This is a genomic window from Bradyrhizobium vignae (assembly GCF_900324035.1).
GTDB classification, from domain to species: domain Bacteria; phylum Pseudomonadota; class Alphaproteobacteria; order Rhizobiales; family Xanthobacteraceae; genus Bradyrhizobium; species Bradyrhizobium vignae.
The window spans coordinates 3688634-3708536 of the sequence record NZ_LS398110.1 but is presented as its reverse complement, the minus strand read 5'-3'; the positions used below and the strand labels follow the sequence as shown (position 1 = coordinate 3708536).

The 19903-nt window shown below is 65.0% G+C and carries 16 protein-coding genes and 1 pseudogene; 8 read left to right on the top strand and 9 right to left on the bottom strand.

Features of this window, described 5'->3' with window-relative positions; translation table 11 throughout:
* Positions 1-67 precede the first annotated feature (67 nt).
* Positions 68-1129: a porphobilinogen synthase gene (hemB, locus tag BRAD3257_RS18045; protein WP_122402930.1), complete on the top strand. Its 1062-nt coding sequence runs from the start codon at positions 68-70 to the stop codon at positions 1127-1129.
* A gap of 303 nt (positions 1130-1432) precedes the next feature.
* Here the strand turns inward: hemB and BRAD3257_RS18040 are convergent, their stop codons facing one another.
* Positions 1433-2332: a DUF6151 family protein gene (locus tag BRAD3257_RS18040; protein ID WP_197711557.1), complete on the bottom strand. Its 900-nt coding sequence runs from the start codon at positions 2330-2332 to the stop codon at positions 1433-1435.
* Here BRAD3257_RS18040 and BRAD3257_RS18035 point away from each other — a divergent pair.
* Both BRAD3257_RS18035 and BRAD3257_RS18030 read left to right on the top strand, forming a co-directional pair.
* Complete coding sequence (locus BRAD3257_RS18035) at positions 2246-2794, top strand: RDD family protein (RefSeq protein ID WP_122402928.1); 549 nt, start codon at positions 2246-2248, stop codon at positions 2792-2794. The two genes, BRAD3257_RS18040 and BRAD3257_RS18035, sit on opposite strands and share 87 nt — an antisense overlap.
* A 115-nt stretch (positions 2795-2909) precedes the next feature.
* A complete protein-coding gene (locus BRAD3257_RS18030) occupies positions 2910-3686 on the top strand; it encodes an arginyltransferase (protein WP_122402927.1) in 777 nt (258 codons plus the stop codon).
* 153 nt (positions 3687-3839) lie between these two features.
* Here BRAD3257_RS18030 and BRAD3257_RS18025 read toward each other — a convergent pair whose 3' ends face one another.
* On the bottom strand, positions 3840-5204 hold the full coding sequence (locus BRAD3257_RS18025) for an Nramp family divalent metal transporter (RefSeq protein WP_122402926.1): 1365 nt from the start codon (positions 5202-5204) through the stop codon (positions 3840-3842).
* Positions 5205-5370: 166 nt separating this feature from the next.
* On the opposite strand from BRAD3257_RS18025, the gene BRAD3257_RS18020 reads away from it, so the two are divergent.
* Entirely contained in the window at positions 5371-6621 is a 1251-nt protein-coding gene (locus tag BRAD3257_RS18020; protein WP_122402925.1) for an MFS transporter, read from the top strand.
* Here BRAD3257_RS18020 and BRAD3257_RS18015 read toward each other — a convergent pair.
* Positions 6618-7877: an adenylate/guanylate cyclase domain-containing protein gene (locus tag BRAD3257_RS18015; RefSeq protein WP_122402924.1), complete on the bottom strand. Its 1260-nt coding sequence runs from the start codon at positions 7875-7877 to the stop codon at positions 6618-6620. The two genes, BRAD3257_RS18020 and BRAD3257_RS18015, sit on opposite strands and share 4 nt — an antisense overlap.
* Positions 7878-8051: 174 nt before the next feature.
* On the opposite strand from BRAD3257_RS18015, the gene BRAD3257_RS18010 reads away from it, so the two are divergent.
* Positions 8052-9209, top strand: a complete 1158-nt coding sequence (locus BRAD3257_RS18010) for an MFS transporter (protein ID WP_122406627.1) — start codon at positions 8052-8054, stop codon at positions 9207-9209.
* Between the two features lie 31 nt (positions 9210-9240).
* Complete coding sequence (locus BRAD3257_RS18005; protein ID WP_122402923.1) at positions 9241-9432, top strand: hypothetical protein; 192 nt, start codon at positions 9241-9243, stop codon at positions 9430-9432.
* 6 nt (positions 9433-9438) lie between these two features.
* Here BRAD3257_RS18005 and BRAD3257_RS18000 read toward each other — a convergent pair.
* Positions 9439-10265: pseudogene (locus BRAD3257_RS18000) on the bottom strand (N-acyl homoserine lactonase family protein).
* Positions 10266-10331: 66 nt separating this feature from the next.
* Positions 10332-11309, bottom strand: a complete 978-nt coding sequence (gene dmeF, locus BRAD3257_RS17995; protein ID WP_122406626.1) for a CDF family Co(II)/Ni(II) efflux transporter DmeF — start codon at positions 11307-11309, stop codon at positions 10332-10334.
* Positions 11310-11506: 197 nt separating this feature from the next.
* Between dmeF and BRAD3257_RS17990 the strand changes: the two genes are divergently transcribed.
* Both BRAD3257_RS17990 and chrA read left to right on the top strand, forming a co-directional pair.
* Positions 11507-12325, top strand: coding sequence for a chromate resistance protein ChrB domain-containing protein (locus BRAD3257_RS17990; protein ID WP_145987015.1), 819 nt, complete (start codon positions 11507-11509; stop codon positions 12323-12325).
* Positions 12325-13710, top strand: a complete 1386-nt coding sequence (gene chrA, locus BRAD3257_RS17985; RefSeq protein WP_122402921.1) for a chromate efflux transporter — start codon at positions 12325-12327, stop codon at positions 13708-13710. Before BRAD3257_RS17990 ends, chrA begins: the two co-directional genes overlap by 1 nt.
* Positions 13711-13808: 98 nt before the next feature.
* Here chrA and BRAD3257_RS17980 read toward each other — a convergent pair whose 3' ends face one another.
* The 4 genes from BRAD3257_RS17980 to BRAD3257_RS17965 form a co-directional block, all read right to left on the bottom strand.
* Positions 13809-14231 (bottom strand): GNAT family N-acetyltransferase, encoded by a 423-nt coding sequence (locus BRAD3257_RS17980; protein WP_122402920.1) that lies wholly within the window; start codon positions 14229-14231, stop codon positions 13809-13811.
* A gap of 901 nt (positions 14232-15132) precedes the next feature.
* Complete coding sequence (locus tag BRAD3257_RS17975; protein ID WP_122402735.1) at positions 15133-16131, bottom strand: IS110 family RNA-guided transposase; 999 nt, start codon at positions 16129-16131, stop codon at positions 15133-15135.
* Positions 16132-16691: 560 nt separating this feature from the next.
* Complete coding sequence (locus BRAD3257_RS17970) at positions 16692-18236, bottom strand: GMC family oxidoreductase (RefSeq protein ID WP_122402919.1); 1545 nt, start codon at positions 18234-18236, stop codon at positions 16692-16694.
* Between the two features lie 4 nt (positions 18237-18240).
* On the bottom strand, positions 18241-19791 hold the full coding sequence (locus BRAD3257_RS17965) for an ABC transporter substrate-binding protein (protein ID WP_122402918.1): 1551 nt from the start codon (positions 19789-19791) through the stop codon (positions 18241-18243).
* Positions 19792-19903: the final 112 nt, after the last annotated feature.

Below are 19903 nucleotides of genomic sequence, written 5' to 3'. Positions count from 1 at the left end.
AGGTCAAGCCGCGGTGACGGGAACCATGCGAGCTGGTATAAGAATAATTCCAGCCGGAGGAAGAGTAATGGCGATCAAATACGGACGTCCGATCGAATTGCGCGAGGTTTCGCGCAAGGATGGCGGAGCGGCCTCCCCTGCTCTCGATCTGACCGTCCGCCCGCGCCGCAACCGCAAGGCGGAATGGGCCCGGCGGATGGTGCGCGAGAACGTCCTCACCACCGACGATCTGATCTGGCCGCTGTTCCTGATCGACGGCCACAACAAGCGCGAGCAGGTTGCCTCGATGCCGGGCGTCGACCGCCTCAGCGTCGATCAGGCCGTGCGCGAGGCCGAGCGCGCGATGAAGCTGACGATCCCCTGCATCGCGCTGTTTCCCTACACCGATCCCTCCCTGCGCGACGAGGAAGGCTCGGAAGCCACCAATCCGAACAACCTGGTCTGCCAGGCCGTGCGCGCGATCAAGAAGGAGTTTCCGGAGATCGGAATCCTCTGCGACGTCGCGCTCGATCCCTTCACCAGTCACGGCCATGACGGCCTGATCTCTGACGGCAAAATTTTGAACGACGAGACGGTCGCCGTGCTGGTGCGTCAGGCGCTGGTGCAGTCCGAAGCCGGCTGCGACATCATCGCGCCTTCCGACATGATGGACGGCCGCGTCGCCGCGATCCGCGAGGGGCTGGACCGCGCCGGCCTGCTCGACGTCCAGATCATGGCCTATGCGGCCAAATACGCCTCCGCCTTCTATGGCCCGTTCCGCGACGCCATCGGCTCGGCCAAGACGCTCACCGGCGACAAGCGCACCTACCAGATGGACAGCGCCAACACCGATGAAGCCCTGCGCGAGGTCGAGCTCGATATCGCCGAGGGCGCCGACATGGTGATGGTGAAGCCCGGCATGCCCTATCTCGACGTGGTCCGCCGCGTGAAGGACACGTTTGCAATGCCGACCTTCGCCTACCAGGTCTCCGGCGAATACGCGATGATCGCGGCGGCCGCGAACAACGGCTGGCTCGACGGCGAGCGCGCGATGATGGAGAGCCTTTTGGCGTTCAAGCGCGCCGGCGCCGACGGCGTGCTGAGCTATTTTGCGCCCAAGGCGGCGGAGAAGCTGCGCGCGCAGGGGTAAGGTCGTGCCCCGGACGCAATGCAGCACGCCCTTGGCGATGCGAAGCATGGTCCAGTTGCGGCGTGATGCGTTGCAGAGCCCGGGCCCATTTCTTCTCCGCGATCTCACTTGTGACCTCTAAAGCGCGATGAGATTTGGATGAATCGTCATCGCGCTTTAGCTTGTTGTTTACGCATGATCTTTCCGGAAAACCGCTTCGCACTTTTCCGGATCATGCTTTAGGTCCTGGTTCTGCGCGCCGCTTTGCGGCGCTTGTCCGGGACATGAGGGCGGAGTTGCTCGCGCACCCTACCGCTGCAACACTCAACCCGCTTGCGCGTTCGGCTGAGGTCCGCATAACAGACGCAGCGCCTCGCGTTGCTCGCGCGACAGCACGGTAATTGGATAGATCGGCTCACGCGTCTCCCGCTTGAAGAACGGGTGCGGCCAGGTCTTCCCCCGCAGCTTCCATGCCAGCACCTTGCCGATGGCGCGCAAGATGAGAGAAAGATTAAGCCCGGTCGAGCCCGCCGGTGGCTCACCGACCGCGTACTTGCCGAGAATGGCGCCGGTCGGCGCTCCGGCGACATCGTCGACCGCCGGCGTGCCGCCCTCGAACGCCTGCGCGATGATGCCGACAAAGGGAACGCTGGGCGAAAGCGTGTTGCCGACCGGCGTGTTGCAGCAGCTTGCATACCACCGGTAGAGACCTTTCGCGGTCAGCCGCACCCCCGCGATCCGGCTCTGACCCTGCACAAACGAGAGCGTCGATGGCGCGACCTGGATAATGTCGCTGCCGCCCTTCGCGTTCAACAGATCGGCGCGGCCGAGCTGGTGTGCGAAAGCCTGGCAGTCGTCGCAGTAGCAGACCACGCGATTGACCGTCCGCGGCGACACGCCCGTGACCACGGCGCGGACCCCGCCACAGCTGCAACGTAATTCGACCTGACCACCCATGAAATCTTCCTGTGAGGGCTCAGCCCGCCCCAGCATGGTGCAAATCACGCGCCGCGCAAGCGCCTGCGGCCGCCGAATCGCCGGAATATTTTGCGGTATTGATAGACCAACAGCCTTGGCGCGTGGCCGGACTGTTCCCATCTGCTGCCGGTGAGAGATCCGAAAGCGAAAGAGAAGCTCATGTCTTATTCGGGTTCGCCAAATGACAGCGGCACTTGGCGCAATGATGGTGCCATGCAACCGCACGCCTACGATCCCGATCTGCATCCGGAACTGTTCCGCGGGGTCGCGACACGGCGGGTGTTTGCCTTCCTGATCGACATGATCGTGATCTCTGTGCCGGTCATCCTCGGCTACCTCTTCATTGCGTTGTTCGGCCTGGTGACGCTCGGCCTCGGCTGGGCACTGTTCTGGCTGGCTTGGCCCGCCTCGGTGATCTGGGCGATCGTGTATTACGGCGCCTGCATCGGCGGTCCGTCCTCGGCGACGATCGGCATGCGCGTGATGGATCTGGAACTGCGCACCTGGTACGGCGCACCAGGCTATTTCGTGCTCGGCGCCACGCACGCCGTGCTGTTCTGGGTGACCGTCTCGTTCCTGTCGCCCTTCGTGGTGCTGGTCGGCCTGTTCAACGGCCGCCGCCGCCTGCTGCACGATTTCGTGCTGGGAACCGTCGTGATCAACAATTCCATCCGCGCGCCGGTGTCGCAGGCCGCCAGGTCCTGGTGAGGAGCTGGCAACCTGTGCCTGCTAGGATGACGAGCGTGTCCTGCCGCGCAGGCCGATTGACCGGGAGCTTTGGTAGCGCGATGCTGAGATCTTGTTCGGAGGCCCACGACGTCCCTTGACCCAGCACTCTCGCGATACCCCGCAATTTTACCTCACGGCGCCATCCCCGTGCCCCTATCTGCCGGGCCGCCATGAGCGGAAGGTGTTCACGCACCTTGTCGGAGATCGTGCGGGCGACCTCAACGACCTCCTGACCCATGGCGGCTTCCGCCGCAGCCAGTCGATTGCCTATCGTCCTGCCTGCGACCAGTGCCGCGCCTGCGTCTCGGTCCGGGTCATCGCCAACGAGTTCCGGCCCTCTCGCAGCTTCCGCAAGGTGATGGCGCGCAATGCCGACATCATCGGCGAGCAGCGCAGCGCGGTGCCGACCTCCGAGCAATATTCGGTGTTCCGCGCCTATCTCGACGCCCGCCACCGCCATGGCGGCATGGCCGACATGACCGTGCTCGACTACGCCATGATGGTCGAGGACAGCCATGTCGAGACCCGCATCATCGAATACCGCAAGCGCGGTCCCGACAGCGGCCTCACCGGCCGTGGCGAGGAGCTGATCGCGGTGGCGCTCACGGACGTGCTCAGCGATGGCCTCTCGATGGTCTATTCGTTCTTCGATCCGGGCCAGGTCAGCCGCTCGATGGGCACCTTCATGATCCTCGACCACATCGCGCGCGCGCGACGTCAGGGCCTGCCCTACGTCTATCTCGGCTACTGGATCGAAGGCTCCAAGAAGATGGACTACAAGGCCCGCTTCCTGCCGCAGCAGCGGCTCGCGCCCTCAGGCTGGCTGCGCATCGATGCGCAGGGCGATACAGCATCCGAGCCGCAGGACTAGGCGCCTCACACTCTCCGTCATGCCCCGGCTTGACCTGGCTTGACCGGGGCATCCAGTACGGTACGGCGCGGCGTCCCGAGTCAATTACAGCCGTCTCTGGAATACTGGATCGCCCGGTTGAACCGGACGATGACAGCTACCCAATGGCTAGCATCACCCGAAAAACGTATCCGCCAGCAGCTTCACGTTCAGCACCACGATCACGCCCGCGACGATCCAGGCAATTGCGGCGACGGATACCGGTATCGCGAACTGGCCCATCTTGCGGCGGTCGGAGACGAAGCGGACCAGCGGGATGACGGCGAAGGGCAGCTGCATCGACAGCACGACCTGGCTGAACACCAGCAGATCGGCCGTGCCGCGCTCGCCGTAGATCGCCGTGACGATGATCACGGGAACAATGGCGATGCCGCGTGTGAGCAGGCGACGCGCCCAGCTCGGCAGGCGCAGATCGAGGAAGCCTTCCATCACGATCTGGCCGGCGAGGGTCGCGGTCACCGTCGAGTTGAGGCCCGAAGCGAGCAGCGCCACCGCGAACAGCGTCGAGGCGATGCCGAGGCCGAGCAGCGGCGACAAGAGCTCGAACGCCTGTCCGATCTCGGCGACATCGGAATGGCCACTTCTGTGGAAGGTCGCAGCCGCCACGACCAGGATCGCGGCGTTGATGAACAGCGCCAGCATCAGGGCGACGGTGGAGTCCGTCGTTGCCCATTTGATCGCTTCGCGCCGACCACTGTCATTGCGTTCATAAGCGCGCGTCTGCACGATCGAGGAATGCAGGTAGAGATTATGCGGCATCACCGTCGCGCCGATGATGCCGATCGCGATGTAGAGCATGTCGGAATTGGTGAAGATCTCGCTCTTCGGCACGAAGCCGCGCAGAACCTCCGCCACCGGCGGGGCCGCCGCCGCGATCTGGACCACGAAGCAGACCGCGATCACCGCGAGCAGCGCAATGACGAACGCCTCGAGGAATCGAAAGCCACGGTTCATCAGGAGCAGCAGCAGGAAGGCGTCGAGTGCGGCGAGAAGCGCGCCGCCGATCAGGGGAATGCCGAACAGGAGTTTGAGCGCGATCGCCGTACCGATCACCTCGGCGAGATCGCAGGCGATGATCGCCGCCTCGCAGGCGAGCCAGAGCAGGAAGTTCACCACCGGCGAATAGGTCGCGCGGCAGGCCTGCGCGAGGTCGCGGTCGGTGACGATGCCGAGCCGCGCCGCCAGCGACTGCAGCAGGATCGCCATCAAATTCGAGAGCAGGATGACCGAGAGCAGCGTGTAGCCGAACTTCGACCCGCCGGCGAGGTCGGTCGCCCAATTGCCGGGATCCATGTACCCGACCGAGACGAGATAGCCCGGACCGACGAAGGCGAGCAGCCGCCGCAACCAGTGCCCGGCGACCGGAATGGCGACGGTGGAATTGACCTCCGCGAGGCTCTTGGTGGTGGGCGCGTCAGCGCGCCAGCCGGCGACGTCTTGGGACGAGGTTTGGGTCAGGTCGGGCGATCGCGCATCCATAAGAGGAGAATACCGAAGTTCGATCTTATTGCAACTCATTTGCAACTGCATCTAGCCGCAGCGGTTCCGGTCCGGCCATTATCCGCTGCCCTGTCGGGAAGCGGGTGGGTTTGGCCGTCCCTGGGAGCGGATATTGGCAGCAACTCGACTTTGCAGGATATGCGCCATGTCAACGCCGTCTCGCCTCCCCGACACCTTCAACCGCCTCGCCTGGTCGAATCTCGCGGCGCAGTCGGCCGAGCAGATCGCGCTCGCCGCAGCGCCCATTGTGGCCGTGCTGACGCTGGGTGTTGCCGAAGGTCAGACCGGCCTGCTCCAGACCGCGCTCACCCTGCCCTTCGTCCTGTTCGCCATTCCCGCCGGCGTGCTCGCCGATCGCATCTCCCGCCGCTGGCTGATGGCGGGTGCCGAGGCGCTGCGGGCGGCTGCGCTCGCCGCCATCGTGCTGCTGCTGGTGCTGGGGGCCCTCAACTTGCCGCTGCTGGCCCTGCTCGGCTTTGCGGCCGTGTGCGGCACCGTCGTCTACAGCGTGGCGGCGCCGGCGCTGGTTCCCTCGCTGGTGAGCTCCGACTTGTTGCCGGCGGCGAATGCGCGGATCGAGCTCGCGCGCACCATCGCCTTCGCCAGCGGCCCTGCACTCGGCGGTGCGCTGGTGGGATGGTGGGGCGCAAGCCCAGCCTTCGGCTTTGCCGCGGCGCTCTCGGCCATCGCGGTGGTGCTGCTCTCCGGCATCTACGAGCCCGCGCGCGCGCCGGCGCCGCGCCGTCATCCGCTGCAGGAGATCCGCGAAGGCGCGGCCTTCGTATTTCACCATCCACTGCTGCGGCCGGTATTCATCACCCAGTTCATCTTCAACACCGGCTGGTTCCTGCAGATCGCGGTGTTCGTGCCCTACGCCGTGCGCCATCTCGGCCTGACGGCCGCCGGCGTCGGCACGGTGCTGACGATGTATGGCGTCGGCATGGTGATCGGCGCGCTGGTCGCCACGCGCGTGATGAAGCGCATCGCGTTCGGCCTCGTGGTCGGACTCGGCCCCGTCACCGGCTTCGTCGCCGCATTGGTGATGGCGCTGACGGTGCTGCTCCCCTCGCCCTGGCTCGCAGCCTTGAGCTTCTTCCTGCTCGGCGCCGGGCCGATCCTGTGGGTGATCTCGACCACGACCCTGCGCCAGTCGGTGACACCGCCGCGGCTGCTTGGCCGCGTCTCCGCCATCAACATCATGAGCTACGGCGCCCGCCCGCTCGGCTCGGCATTAGGGGCAATCGTCGGCGGCCTCTGGAGCGCGGAAGCGTGCCTTTATCTCGCCGCAGCCGTCTTCGGCATGCAGGCTTTGGTGATCCTGCTGTCACCGGCAGTGGCGCTGGATCGGCAGCCGGCCATGGTGGGGGATGAAGCGGCGCTGGAGCAGCCGGCCTAACCCGCCAGATAGCGCTCATAGCTCCCCGCCACCGGCTCGCTCGCCTCAACCTCTGGATCGAGCGTGTAGAGATCCTGCGCGCGGCCGATGCCGCGCAGCGCGTAGCGGCCGGTGGAGACGAGATAGCGACGGCCGGCGGCATCGAGGCCCTTGTAGAACTCGGATGAGGCCAGCAGCTCGCGGTCGACCGAGCGGCTCATCGAGGCGATGCGGCTGACCTCGTTGACGGTCGGGCCGACCACCGTGAAATCGAGCCGGTCCTGGCTGCCGATATTGCCGTAGAAGACCTCGCCGACATGCAGGCCGATATAGGCTGACGTGGTCGGGCGGCCCTCCGCCGCCCGCCGCTTGTTCAGCGCGGCGACGTTCTTGCGGAAGAGATGCTCGGCCCGTAATGCGGCCCGTCGCGCATCCGCCATGTCCTCGCCCCAGAACATCGCGAGCACGCCATCGCCGATCAGCTTCAGCACGTCGCCGCCGGCCTCGTGGATCGGATCGATCACGGCCTGCGCATAGTCGTTGAGGAACGGAATGATCTCGTCGGGACCGATGCTCTCGCTGATGCCGGTGGAGCCGCGCAGGTCCGAATACCACAGCACGGCGTTGATCCGCTCGGTGACCCCGCGCGAGATGCGCCCGCGCAAGACCTGCTCGGAGGCGTCGCGGCCGAGATAGACGCGGCCGAGCGTGCGGGCGATGTCGACCTGCTGCGCCGATTTGATCGCGAGCCCCAGCACCGGCACGAGATCGCGCAGCGCTTCCAGCTCCGATGGCGTGAAGCCGTCCTCGCGCCGGGTGGTCCAGTAGGAGTAGAGACAGTCCATCTGCCCCAGCGCGCCGCTTTCGCCGAAGCGATGGACGAAGGCGAGGAAATGCCGATGGCCCTTCTCGGCGAGGTCGCCGATCTGCGAGAAATCGAGCGTGGCTGCGTCGGCGAGATCGATCACCATCTCGTCCTCGCCATGCTCGAGCAAATGATAGAACACCGACCGCCGCCAGTTCTTGTTCGGATCCCCCTCGGCCGTCGAACCGTATTCGAACATGTCGCTCTCGTTGCTCGACCGGTCGGTCCAGCGAAAGCCGCGGCCCTCGTAGATCGGGTGCAACGTGTCGATGAAGACCAGCCCGCGCGACAGGTCGAGCCCTTCGGCGCAGCAGCGCTCGCAGAAGCCGCGGAGCAGTTCGGGTTCAGGCAGGCCCGTAAGCCCCTGGCTGGTGACCCAGTTCATCAGTGAGAGACGCGAAGTGACTTGCATGCGCCATTATGGCGTGCATTCGTGACCGGCGAAAGGCGCGAGGGCCCGACATGCGCGGCAGGCTCGCGCCCCTTGCAGATCGAATATGTCGCGGGCGCGGTTGACGCACTCGCCACGCGGGCGGCAAATGCCGGCGATGAAGACTTTGTCGGCCAGAATCGGAGGCACGCGCCGATGACCCAGCGCCAGCTTCCGATCATCCTGGCGCTCGGCACCACCGAGACTCTGGCCTGGGCCTCGAGCTACTATTTGCCGGCGCTGCTCGCTGATCCCATGGCACGCGACCTCGGCGTCTCCTCCAACTGGATCTTCGGTGCGTTTTCGGCCGCACTGGTGATCTCGGCAATGCTCGGCCCGCGCATCGGGCGGCAGATCGATCTCGTCGGCGGCCGTCAGGTGCTGTCGGCCTCGAACCTGACCATTGCCGCCGGCCTCGTGCTCCTCGGGCTCTCGCAATCGATCGCGGTGATGGCGATCGCCTGGCTCGTGCTCGGCATCGGCATGGCAATGGGACTCTACGACGCCGCCTTCGCCGCCTTGGGGCGCATCTACGGCATCGAGGCGCGCAGGGCCATCACCGGCATCACGCTGATGGCGGGCTTCGCCTCCACCGTCGGCTGGCCGCTCACCGCCTGGGGCATCGCCCATATCGGCTGGCGCGACACCTGTTTCGCCTGGGCCGCGGCCAACATCCTGATCGGCCTGCCCCTCAACTTCTTCATGCTGCCGGCGATCAAGGGCGCCAAGCAGGCGGCGGCCACGGCCGAGAAGCCGCATTTGCCGCTCGACCGCACCATGCTGCTGCTCGCCTTCATCTTCGCCGCGGTCTGGACCGTCACCGGCGCCATGGCCGCGCATTTCCCGCGCATCCTGGAGACCACGGGCGCAACGCCGGCCGAGGCCATCGCGGCCGGCGCACTGATCGGCCCGGCACAGGTTGGTGCGCGCATGCTAGAGGCCGGCTTCCTCAGCCGCTTCCATCCGCTGTGGTCGACGCGGCTCGCCAGCCTCACCCACCCGATCGGAGCCGTGATCGTCGCGATCTTCGGCGGCGCCGCGGCGAGCGCCTTCGCGTTGTTCCACGGCTCCGGCAACGGCATCTTGACGATCGCGCGAGGCACGCTGCCGCTGTCGATCTTCGGCCCGAAAGATTTCGGCTACCGCCTCGGCATCATCGGCGCCCCGGCGCGGATGGCGCAGGCCGTGGCGCCGCTCGCCTTCGGCCTGCTCATCGACCTCATGGGCGCCAAGGTGCTGATCGTCTCGTCTGCGCTCAGCCTCTCGGCGCTTGTGGCGCTGTTCCTGATCCGCCCCGTGTCGCGGCCTGATTGACGGCACAGCCGCTTTCGCGCACAAGCGAGCCATGAGCAACGATGCCGGCCCGCCCCGCACATTCAAAGGCCTCCTGCGCTGGGCGACCACGCCGCCGCAGGCCTGGGGCGTCTATCTCCTCGCGGTCCTCCTGGTCTGGCTGCTCTCGTTCTATGCCGGCACGCTGAAGCCGAAGAAGACGCCGGACGCGAATCCGCCGACGTTGACCGCGCCGAAAGGCTGATCCGCCTCAGTCGTAAAACTCCGGCGCCATCTTCTGGCCGTCGCGCTGGGCCTTGTCGTGGTTGATCCAGAGCTGCGCCTTCTCCTTGGCGAGCGTGTCGGCGATCTTCTGCATCGAGGCCGCGCTCTGGTCCTTGTCGACGTTCATGCTGGGCACGCGGCGGTTGTCCCAATTGTCCTTGAAGTGCACGGCATCGCCAGACAGCAGAACCGCGCCGGTTTTCGGCAGTTTCACCAGCAGCGACTGGTGACCCGGCGTGTGACCCGGCGTCGATAGGATGGTCAGGCTGCCGTCGCCGAAGACATCCTTGTCGCCCGTGAGCAACTCGACCGGATGCGACGGCTTGAAGCGCGGCGCGTTGTCGGCGCCGGGCCAGTCGTATTCGGCCTTCTGCACATAGAGCATGGCCTGCGGGAACAGCTCGACATTGCCGATATGATCCGGATGCGTATGCGAGACGGCCATCGCCCGGACGTCATCGGGCTTGAGGCCAAGCTGCTCGAGCTGCGCTTGCAACGTCTTCGGCCGACGCCAGGTCACGGCTTTGGGATCGGCGGGCACGAGACCGTTCGGCATCGCGGCGACGGAATCGGCAATGCCGGTGTCCCACAGGAACCAGCCTTTGACATGCTTGATCAGATAGCAGGTGTCGACGAAATCCATCGTCTTGCCTTCGTTCAGGCCCGGCGTCCACCGCGAGATGTCACCGGCGGTACCCTCTCCGCAAGCACATAGAGCTTTTCAACGCCGGCCTTTTCCGATTGCGCCAGCGCCCCGGGGCTGGAAAGAGCGAGTGCGGCGATGGCGACCGCGAACGCGATCCTGTGCATCATTGTTCCTCCCGTACAGGGCTGCGACCGAGGATCAACCCCGGCCGCTCAGCAGAATTCCGCGCTCCGTCAATGCAGGCAGGTCTCGACCTCGACCGCGATGTGGCTGAGGCCCTTCAGCCCCGCGAGCCGCCGCTTGTAGACGGCCGGCTGCTTCGGCTTGTCCGACACCACCGAGAGCAGCACGGCACAATGGCCGGGGCCGACCCGCCAGAGATGCAGGTCAGTCACGCGATCGTCGCCGACTTCCATGCGGGCCCGGATCACCCGCTCCAGCTTCTCGTCGGCGCGCACGTCGAGCAGCACCGCACCCGATGACTTGATGAGGCCGAACGCCCAGCTCGCGATCACGACGCTGCCGATCAGGCCCACGGCCGGATCGGCCCAGACCCAGCCCGAATACATAGCGACGGCGAGCGCTGCGATCGCCAGCACCGAGGTCGCGGCATCGGTCATGACGTGGACATAGGCCGCGCGAAGGTTGTTGTCGTGGTGATGGTGATGATGGCCATGATGATCATGGTCGTGGTCATGATCGTCGTGGTCATCATGCGCATGGCTGTGGCCATGCGCGTGATGATGATGATCATGGCTATCGCGCAGCAGCCACACACTCGCGAGATTGACGCACAAGCCGAGGGCGGCCACCGCCATGGCCTCGCCATAGACGATCGGCACCGGCGTGAACAGGCGCAGCACGCTTTCATAGGCGATCTCGACCGCGATCAGGCCGAGGATGATGGCGCTGGCGAAGGCGGCAAGATCCCCGAACTTGCCGGTGCCGAAGGTGAAATGCGCATTGCCCAGGTGCCGCCGCGCGAAGCGATAGGCGAAGGCGGCAATGCCGAGCGCCGCCGCATGCGTGCCCATGTGCCAGCCGTCGGCCAGCAGCGCCATCGAGCCGAACAGCGAGCCGGCAACGATCTCGCCGACCATCATGACCAGCGTCAGCACGACCACGAACCAGGTGCGCCGTTCGTTCTCGTCGTGCTTCTCGCCCAGGAAGGCGTGGTCATGGGTCCATTGTTCGATGGAATGGGAATGCATCGAATTCTCCCGAAGATTCACGATCTGTCGGCGTGCAATATAGACGGTGGGAACCAATTTTCTAAGCTCCAATCGTCCCGCGGATTGACAGTGCTTCTTAGTTTCGCTGTAATCTGTCTCATGGGGATTTGAGCGATCTCCCCACGAGGCGACAGGCCCAAGCATCGCGTCCCGTTCGTTTCTTGCGAGGACGCATCATGTCTACATTCACGACCATCTCATCTGACAAAATGGCACGGCTGATCGGCACGGCCAACGCGCCTGTCCTGATCGACGTGCGCACCGAGGAGGATTTCGCCGCCGACCGGCGGCTGATCCCCGGCTCCATCAGGCTCAGCCACGACAATGTGACGGACTGGGGCGGCACATTCGCCGGCCGCCGCGCCGTCGTCTCCTGCTTCCGCGGCGAAAAGCTCGCGCAGGGCACGGCGGCCTGGCTCCGTCAGCTCGGCGTGAGGGCCGAGACGCTGGAGGGCGGCTTCGAGGGCTGGAAGGCGGCCAAGCTGCCGCTGCTCGACACCCGCAAGCTGCCGCCGCGCGATGCCAGGGGGCGTACCGTCTGGGTCACGCGGGCGCGGCCGAAGGTCGATCGCATCGCCTGCCCCTGGCTGATCCGCCGCTTCGTCGATCCCAACGCGATGTTCCTGTATGTGGCGCCGTCCGAGGTGGTCGGGGTGGGGGAGCGGTTCAATGCGGCCCCCTTCGACATCGAGAATGTGTTCTGGAGTCACCGGGGCGAGCTCTGCACCTTCGACGTGATGATCGAGGAGTTCGGGATCGCCACGCCGCCGCTGCTCCGCCTCGCGACACTGGTGCGCGGTGCCGACACCGCGCGGCCCGAGCTCGCGCCGGAGGCGCCCGGCCTGCTCGCAGCCTCGCTCGGGCTGTCGCGCATGTTCGACGACGACCTCGAACAGCTCGAGGCCGGCATGTTGCTCTACGATGCCTTCTACCGCTGGTGCCGCGACGCGACCACCGAGACCCACAACTGGCCGACCAACAAGGTGAAGGCGTAATGGATACCCGCAACGTGCAAGCAGGAGCTGACGCCGGCCACGGCGTCAGCTTCAACGAGGCCTTTCGCGTCTGGCTCCGCGTCGCCTGCCTCAGTTTTGGCGGGCCCGCGGGCCAGATCGCTGTGATGCACCGTATCCTGGTCGAGGAGAAGAATTGGATCTCCGAGGGGCGTTTCCTGCATGCGCTGAATTACTGCATGCTGCTGCCGGGACCTGAGGCGCAGCAGCTCGCAACCTATGTCGGCTGGCTGATGCATCGCACGGCCGGCGGGCTGATGGCGGGCGGACTGTTCATCCTGCCCGGCATCATCGCCATCATGGGTCTGAGTTACATCTACGCCGCCTTCGGCAATGTCAGCTTCGTCGAGGCGCTGTTCTTCGGACTCAAGGCCGCGGTCCTGGCCATCGTCGTCGAAGCTGTCGTGCGCGTCGGCAAGCGTGCGCTGAAGAACCGCATCATGATCGCGCTCGCGGCTGCGGCCTTCATCGCGATCTTCTTCTTCGCGGTCCCCTTCCCGATCATCATCATCGCCGCCGGCCTCATCGGCTATGCCGGCGCGCGGAGCGGCCGTCCGGAGTTCGCGCCGGCCGGTCACGGCCATGGCGGCAGCGGCGCCGCGATCGACAGCATGCTCGGCGAGGCCGTGCCCGATCACGTCCGCCCCAACACCGCACGCACGATCCGCCTCAGTGCGCTGTGGCTCGCGCTCTGGCTGGTGCCCGTGATCGCGCTGCTGGTGGCCTTGGGCCAAGCCAATGTGTTCAGCCAGATCGCGCTGTTCTTCTCCAAAATGTCGCTCGTCACCTTCGGCGGCGCCTACGCGGTGCTGGCCTACGTCGCCCAGCAGGCGGTCGAGCACTATCACTGGCTCAAGCCGCAGGAGATGCTCGACGGCCTCGGCATGGCCGAGACCACGCCGGGGCCGCTGATCATGGTGCTGCAGTTCGTGGGCTTCATGGCGGCCTATCGCGATCCCGGCGGCCTCTCGCCGATGCTAGCGGCAACTTTCGGCGGCCTGCTCGCGACCTGGGTCACCTTCACGCCCTGCTTCCTCTGGATCTTCGTCGGCGCCCCCTACATCGAGCGCCTGCGCGGCAACACGGGATTGGCCGGTGCATTGAGTGCGATCACCGCCGCCGTCGTCGGCGTGATTCTGAACCTCTCGATCTGGTTTGCCCTGCACACGCTGTTCCGCGAGACCGTGCCGCTGCACGCGTTTCCGTTCGCGTTCGACCGTCCGGTGCTGACCAGCGTCGACATCCCCGCGCTGCTGCTGTCGATTGCGGCGGCAACCGCGATCTTCCGGTTCAAGCTGGGGATGCTCACCGTGCTGGCGGGAAGCTGCGCGGCGGGAGTGGCGCTGCGGATGGTGGGGGTGATCTAGCGGCGAAGGAGTCATAGGTTCGTCGCGTCCGGTTTGCTGTCGGAAGGCGACATCAAAGCCCACAGGGCTGCATGGCGGCTTGGAGCCGACAAGCGACCTCATACTTGTTTCAGCTCGATGACAAGTCTGGGAAGCATCCTACCGGGTATTGAGCCGGAAGGAGAAAAGCCACAATCTTTGGCACCCATTCGTCGATAGAAAGGTGCGGCCTCTGGGTCGGCTTCGATCACCAAACGACGAGCACCCATCGACTTTGCTTGACTGGAGGCCCAGCGGAGCAGCCTTGTTCCTACGCCGCCGCGAAGCATCATCGGCTCGACGAACAGCTTCAATAAATCGGCCTCGCTTCCATTTATCTTGACTTGGGCAACGCCGACAATTTTGCCGCTCTCTTCCGCCACCGCGATTGAGCTTGATTGCAGTTCACACGCTTTAATGGTGAGCTCGCTGCGACAGGCTCTCATGAAGTCGTCGCCATAGCCCCACACAGCTTTCGACCTCATGCACAAAGCCGAGAGCATTGGCAGCTCTTCGACTGTCGGCGATCGGAGAACAGACGACACGAGACTTGGCTCCGTGGACTGGCCTCGAATAACATATCAAGTCGCTCGTGTGTCATATAGGTCATCAGCGTTGCTTTAACTACGGACCGGTCACTTCCCATCTACCCCGTCCTCAAGGGCAATCGCATTTGACCGGTTTCCCCCTGCAGCCATCCTTCGAGACGCCTGCTTTGGGCGGGCTCCTCAGGATGAGGGCGGAGCGTGCGGCAGCAGTTTCAACGGGCACTCACGCCAATTAGCCTCATCCTGAGGAGGCGCGTAAACGCCGTTTCGAAGGACGAGGCGCGCGCTGAGGCCGCCCGCCCGTCGGGCAACGCAGCCGACCAATTCCGCCACATCGCTTGTCAAGCCTCACCTGGCAAAATATTCCACTTTACCGAAATTCGGATTTGTCGTACATGCAAAGACACCCTGGCCCGAGACAAGGGGCGGATCGCGATCGTCACGAACCGCGGGCCGGGCAGCGATGGACGCGACGGCGTCGGGCGTAGAAGACATTGCAGGGCGGGACACCGTGAGCAATTGCCTTTCCGCGCGAACGACACGGCGCCGACAGCGTCTTCGCATGGCTTCGGGGGCGAGCACACGCCACCCCTCGGATTCCCAGCGAGGACGTGCGCGGACGGAGAAGTCGTGTGGTCCTGACGCCCGGGGTCTGTGCGTCAAGTCCTGCGGTGATGCCTGCAGCCCAACCGGGTCCGCACATCAGTGATCCGCAAGGCGACGGGGGCAATAGTGCATCGCTCCCCGAGGAGCAACTGTGTTGAAGTAGCCCGGCGATCGGCCGGCCTCAAGGCTGGCGCTGGCGCGCCACCGCCTCCGGCGGCTTCCGGCCTTGACCCCGTCCGCTCGCCGGTCTTCAGGGCGTGCAAGCGCTCGGCGGAAGCCGAGCGGAGTTGCTCACTTCGTACCGGCCGGCGTCCCATTTCTCGCCGCGTGCGATCATGACGTTCAGGATCACGATCAGCTTGCGCATGCAGGCGGTGAGCGCAACCTTCGGCTCCTTGCCTTTGGCGATCAGGCGATCGTAAAAGGCCTTGAGCACGGGGTTATGCCGGGTCGCGGCTCCCATGGACGCCATGTAGAAGACGTTGCGGACCTTGCGGCGTCCGCCCTGGATATGACGGACGCCCCGACGTTTGCCGCTGTCGTCGTCATAAGGCGCAGCACCCAGCAGGGCCGCGGCCACTTTGTTGCCTATCTGGCCGAGTTCCGGCATCGCCCCGATCAGTCCGGCGGATGTGCCCCCGGCAAGACCTGGTACGCTCTCGATGATCTCGGCGAGTTCGGCAAAACGCGGTGTGGTCTTGATCAGGGCTGCGATCGCTGCTTCCAGCTTGGCAATTTCGGCGGCGAGCCGCTTCAGCAGGCGATTTTGCATCTTCTGCACGACGTCAGGAGTGGAATGCTCCGTCCTGTTTCGCAAGCTCGTCTGCACGTCAATCAGAGCCTGGCGCGCACTCACGATCTGCGCCAGCTTCTCGCGTGCCGCATCGTAGGCTTGCCCCCTTGCCTCAATGAAGGTCTCGGCGAACCAGGCAATCATCTCCGCATCGATCGGATCGTTCTTGGCGAGCTGTCCAGCCGATTTGGCGAAGTTGCGCACCCGCTTTGGATCCACCACCAAGCCTTCGATACCATCCTGGCGTAGCACCTTGGCCCACTCCCGCTCATAACCACCGGAAGCCTCCATGGCGGCTTTGCCGACCTTGTGCTTGCGAAGCCAGCGGATCAGCGCTCGCCGACCTTCTGGGCTGCTCGCGAACGTCTGCCGTTGTGACAATGAGCGAATGCACACATCCACCTTGTCCTTGGCCACGTCGATGCCAGCGACAAGGACGTCGTTTTGTGCCATCATCTACTCCCTTCCTTGCTCGGTTCGGGCTCGAAGCCCATGCAACTGTTCGGGTTGAGGAAGACCACCGGATCTGTCCCTCGCTCCCCGACAGGCTCAAGGCCTTTGAGCACGAACGGGCTCAGATCCAGCGACGGGCGGTTTTGCGAGAACCGCCCGTTCGCACATTCTGGCAGATTTTCTGGACACAAGAGCACGACATAAGCCGTCAAACCACTGCGCAGGGAAGGCCGGGCGATCCGGCAACACCTGTGGTCCACCCCGTGTGCATTTTTCGTAGCGCACGGACTTGCGGGTGCCAGCCGGCGCCCGGCCTTCCCTGCGCCCTTGTCTTTGCGAGGGCGGCACACGGAGCAAAACTCGGGCGAGCTGCGCCGCGAGAAGGCGAACGTTTGTCTGCTGTTTGAAGAGTGTAGCGAGCGATGGCCTCGCCCCTTGCTCCGTCATTGCGAGGAGCCCTTGCGACGAAGCAATCCAGAATCCCTCCGCGAAAAGATTCTGGATTGCTTCGCTGCGCTCGCAATGACGGTGTTGTGCTATAGCTTGCGCCTCACGCGATTCTGCTATCGCATCATCATTCGCGCGATCGCTTCCCCGATCACCACCGTCGTGAAATGGGTGTTGGCCCGGCAGTCGGACGGCATGATCGAGGCGTCGGCGACGCGCAGGCCGCTGATCCCTTTCACGGTGCCATCGGGATTGACCACGCCGTCGGCATCGCCAACGCCGCTCATGCGGCAGCTGCCGGCGGCGTGCTGGATGTCGCCGGTCTCTCGCCGCAGCACCGCGTCGAGTTCGTGGTCTGGCAGGCTGGCGGCCTTCGGCAGCGTCAGGTCCGTGTCGGCGAGCCGGATCCAATCGGCGATGTTGACGAGCGCCGGCTGCGAGGTGATCACGGCGAGGCGCTTCACCGCATCCATCATCCGCAACATGTCGCGGGGATCAGCCAACATGTTCTCCTCGACGACAGGATCGATCGCAGGATCAGTCGAGACGAGCTTCAGCGTCCCACGCGAATACGCGTTGAACAGCCCTGCGCCGATCGCCCCGGGGTTACCGATGCCACGGTGATTGAACGCGATCAGGATCATGTCGCGCTTGCCGCCATCGGCGAGGCCCGAGGAATAGGTCACGCAGCAATTGGTGTGGCGCGTATCGGGATCGGTGGGACGAAGCTCCTCCCGCAGCTGGATCGTGGCGCGAAACAGCGGGTGATCGAAGAAGTGGCGGCCGACCGGCAGGTCGCGCGCGACCGCAATCCCCATCGCCTTCAACTCTTGCGCTGGTCCGATGCCCGAGCGCAGCAGGATCGCAGGACTGTGAATGGCGCCGGCGCACAGCACGATCTGGCGCGCGCTGATCTCGTGGGTGCCCTGCCCCTCGATATGAACGCGGAGTCCGGTTGCCCTTCCGTCGCTGATCAGCACGCGATCGACCAGCGCGTGCCCGCGGATCTCCAGATTGGCGCGACCGCGCGCGGGCTCGAGATAGCCCTCATTGGTGGTGATGCGGCGACTGTCGCGGCTGTTGATGGGATAGCAGGCGACGCCCTCGCCATCAGGACCGTTGAGGTCCGCGCACCAGGGATAGCCGCTCGCCAGCGCCGCGTCGCGCAGGCCGCGATCGATCGGGCCCCATGTCTCCGGCGGCGCGCGGTAGACCGGCAACGGCCCGCCGCGTCCGTGGCCGTCGGCATCGCCGAACTCCAGATCGTCCTCGATCACCGAGAAGAGCGGCATCACCTCCCTGGCCGACCAGCCGGTGCAGCCATTGGCCGCCCATTCGTCGAAGGCATCCGCAACGCCGCGGATTGCAATCTGGCCGTTCATCATCGACGAGCCGCCCAACCCCTTGCCCCGCCAATAGAAGCGCGGCTCCTGCCCAGCCACACGGCGCGTCAGCAGATCGGGCCATTGCCATTTCTCCTGGTATTCGCGCCTGTGGATGATCGGGATCGGGTTCGGCGTCCTCACCTCCCAGGGCGCATCATCAGCGCGCCAGTCGCGCCCCGCTTCGAGCAGCAGGACGCGCCGTGCCGGATCCTCGGAGAGCCGTGCCGCAACAGCAGCACCGGCGGAGCCGCCGCCGACAACAATGACATCGTACATCGCGTTATTTCTCAATGTTCCAGAACACCGGGATGGCGGACGGTATCAGACCGCGCAAAGTCGCGCGATAGGCGGCCGGCTGAGCGAACTGGCCCCACGGAATTGCGGGCGCCTGATCGTACATGACGGCCTGGATCTCGCCCGCGATCTTCTTGCGGTCCGCCTCGGCCGGCGCCTTGGCGAAGGCTTCCATCAGAGGGGTGATGCGCGCATCGCACTGCCAGCCGGTGAAATCGGCGCAGTTGAAGGCGACCATGACGTTGGTCAGCGGCGAGCCCAGATCAAAGCCGCCGGCGTGAACGCCATAGACGCTCCAGCCCTCCTTCTTGGCACGGCGCGCCAGCACGCTCGCCCAGTCCATCACCTGCAGATCGACGTTGAACCCGGCAGCCTTCAACCTCTCGGCCAGCACCTGCGCCGAGACGCGCGGGGCTTCGAGATCGTTGGCCTCCATGACGATCACAGGCTCGCCGGCGTATTTGGTCGCCTTCAGCGCAGCCTTCGCCGCTTCGATCGAGGGCTTTGCCGCCGCTTCCGTGCCGGCCTTGTTTTCATAGGTGGTACCGCAGGTGAAGAACGTCGCGCACGGCGTGGCGTATTTGGCGTCCAAGCCGAGTGCATCCAGCACTTCGCGCTGGTCCACCAGCTTCCACAGCACGCGGCGGATCTCGGGATCGTCGAACGGTTTCGATGCGGCATTGAGGCGATAGGCGCCCGCGAACATGTTGCCGCCGGTGAAATTGACCACTTTGACCCGCGAGTTCTTCTCCAGCTGCGGCAACAGATCGAACGGCGCGTATTGCATGAAATCGACTTCGCCGGCCTGCAGCGCGGAGGCCGCCGTCGCGCCATCGGGAATGACGCGGATCTCCAGCGTATCGATGTTGACGCGCTTGCCGCCGGCGAGGAAGTCAGCGGGTTCGGGACGCGGCACATAGTCGGCGAATTTCTTCAGGATCATGCGGTCGCCGGTGCGGTGCTCGGCCTTGCTGTAGACGAACGGACCGGAGCCGATGATCTCGGTGATCCGCTGGTCGCCAGGCGTTTTCGCGATGCGCTCGGGCATCATGAAGGCGACCGGGCTGACCGGATTGCCGAGCGCGTCGATGACGAGCCCGGACGGCTCCTTCAGCGTCAGCACGAAGGTTTTCGCATCGGTCGGCTCGAGCGAGGCCGTGATCGCGAAAATGCGACGGCCGAGTGCGCTGCGGGTGCCCCAGCGACGTAGCGAGGCCACGCAATCGACAGATGTGACCGGCTGGCCGTCATGCCATTTCAAACCGTCGCGCAGCGTGAACGTGTAGGTCAAGCCATCGGGCGAGACTTTCCAGTCCTGCACCATCTGCGGTTTGATGTCGCCCTTGGAATCCTTCGCAAACAGCGTGTCGAACACCATGTAGCCGAACGTGCGCGAAATATAGGCCGTGGAGAAATGCGGATCGAGTGTGACGATTTCCGCCTCGAGCACCGCGACCAGATTGCCCACCGCATGCGCGGGCGCAGCCGCCAGCGCGAGACCGAACAGCGCCGCAATGAAAGCCTTCAGTTTGAACATTGGGATGTGTTTGCCTTTTCACCAGCCGTTTGCAGTCGCCAGGAAAAAGCAATGTTCGTGCCCGCACGTATGCACTCGGGACTATCTGCTACGCGTTTGCGGGGTACTCAAT

Bases quoted from the DNA above. Each gene is read 5' to 3' on its own strand.
- hemB (WP_122402930.1), top strand. From the start codon at position 68: ATGGCGATCAAATACGGACGTCCGATCGAATTGCGCGAGGTTTCGCGC.
- BRAD3257_RS18035 (WP_122402928.1), top strand. From the start codon at position 2,246: ATGTCTTATTCGGGTTCGCCAAATGACAGCGGCACTTGGCGCAATGAT.
- BRAD3257_RS18040 (WP_197711557.1), bottom strand. From the start codon at position 2,332: ATGCAGATCGGGATCGTAGGCGTGCGGTTGCATGGCACCATCATTGCG.
- BRAD3257_RS18025 (WP_122402926.1), bottom strand. From the start codon at position 5,204: ATGGATGCGCGATCGCCCGACCTGACCCAAACCTCGTCCCAAGACGTC.
- BRAD3257_RS18020 (WP_122402925.1), top strand. From the start codon at position 5,371: ATGTCAACGCCGTCTCGCCTCCCCGACACCTTCAACCGCCTCGCCTGG.
- BRAD3257_RS18015 (WP_122402924.1), bottom strand. From the start codon at position 7,877: ATGCAAGTCACTTCGCGTCTCTCACTGATGAACTGGGTCACCAGCCAG.
- BRAD3257_RS18010 (WP_122406627.1), top strand. From the start codon at position 8,052: ATGACCCAGCGCCAGCTTCCGATCATCCTGGCGCTCGGCACCACCGAG.
- BRAD3257_RS18005 (WP_122402923.1), top strand. From the start codon at position 9,241: ATGAGCAACGATGCCGGCCCGCCCCGCACATTCAAAGGCCTCCTGCGC.
- dmeF (WP_122406626.1), bottom strand. From the start codon at position 11,309: ATGCATTCCCATTCCATCGAACAATGGACCCATGACCACGCCTTCCTG.
- BRAD3257_RS17990 (WP_145987015.1), top strand. From the start codon at position 11,507: ATGTCTACATTCACGACCATCTCATCTGACAAAATGGCACGGCTGATC.
- chrA (WP_122402921.1), top strand. From the start codon at position 12,325: ATGGATACCCGCAACGTGCAAGCAGGAGCTGACGCCGGCCACGGCGTC.
- BRAD3257_RS17980 (WP_122402920.1), bottom strand. From the start codon at position 14,231: ATGCTCTCGGCTTTGTGCATGAGGTCGAAAGCTGTGTGGGGCTATGGC.
- BRAD3257_RS17975 (WP_122402735.1), bottom strand. From the start codon at position 16,131: ATGATGGCACAAAACGACGTCCTTGTCGCTGGCATCGACGTGGCCAAG.
- BRAD3257_RS17970 (WP_122402919.1), bottom strand. From the start codon at position 18,236: ATGTACGATGTCATTGTTGTCGGCGGCGGCTCCGCCGGTGCTGCTGTT.
- BRAD3257_RS17965 (WP_122402918.1), bottom strand. From the start codon at position 19,791: ATGTTCAAACTGAAGGCTTTCATTGCGGCGCTGTTCGGTCTCGCGCTG.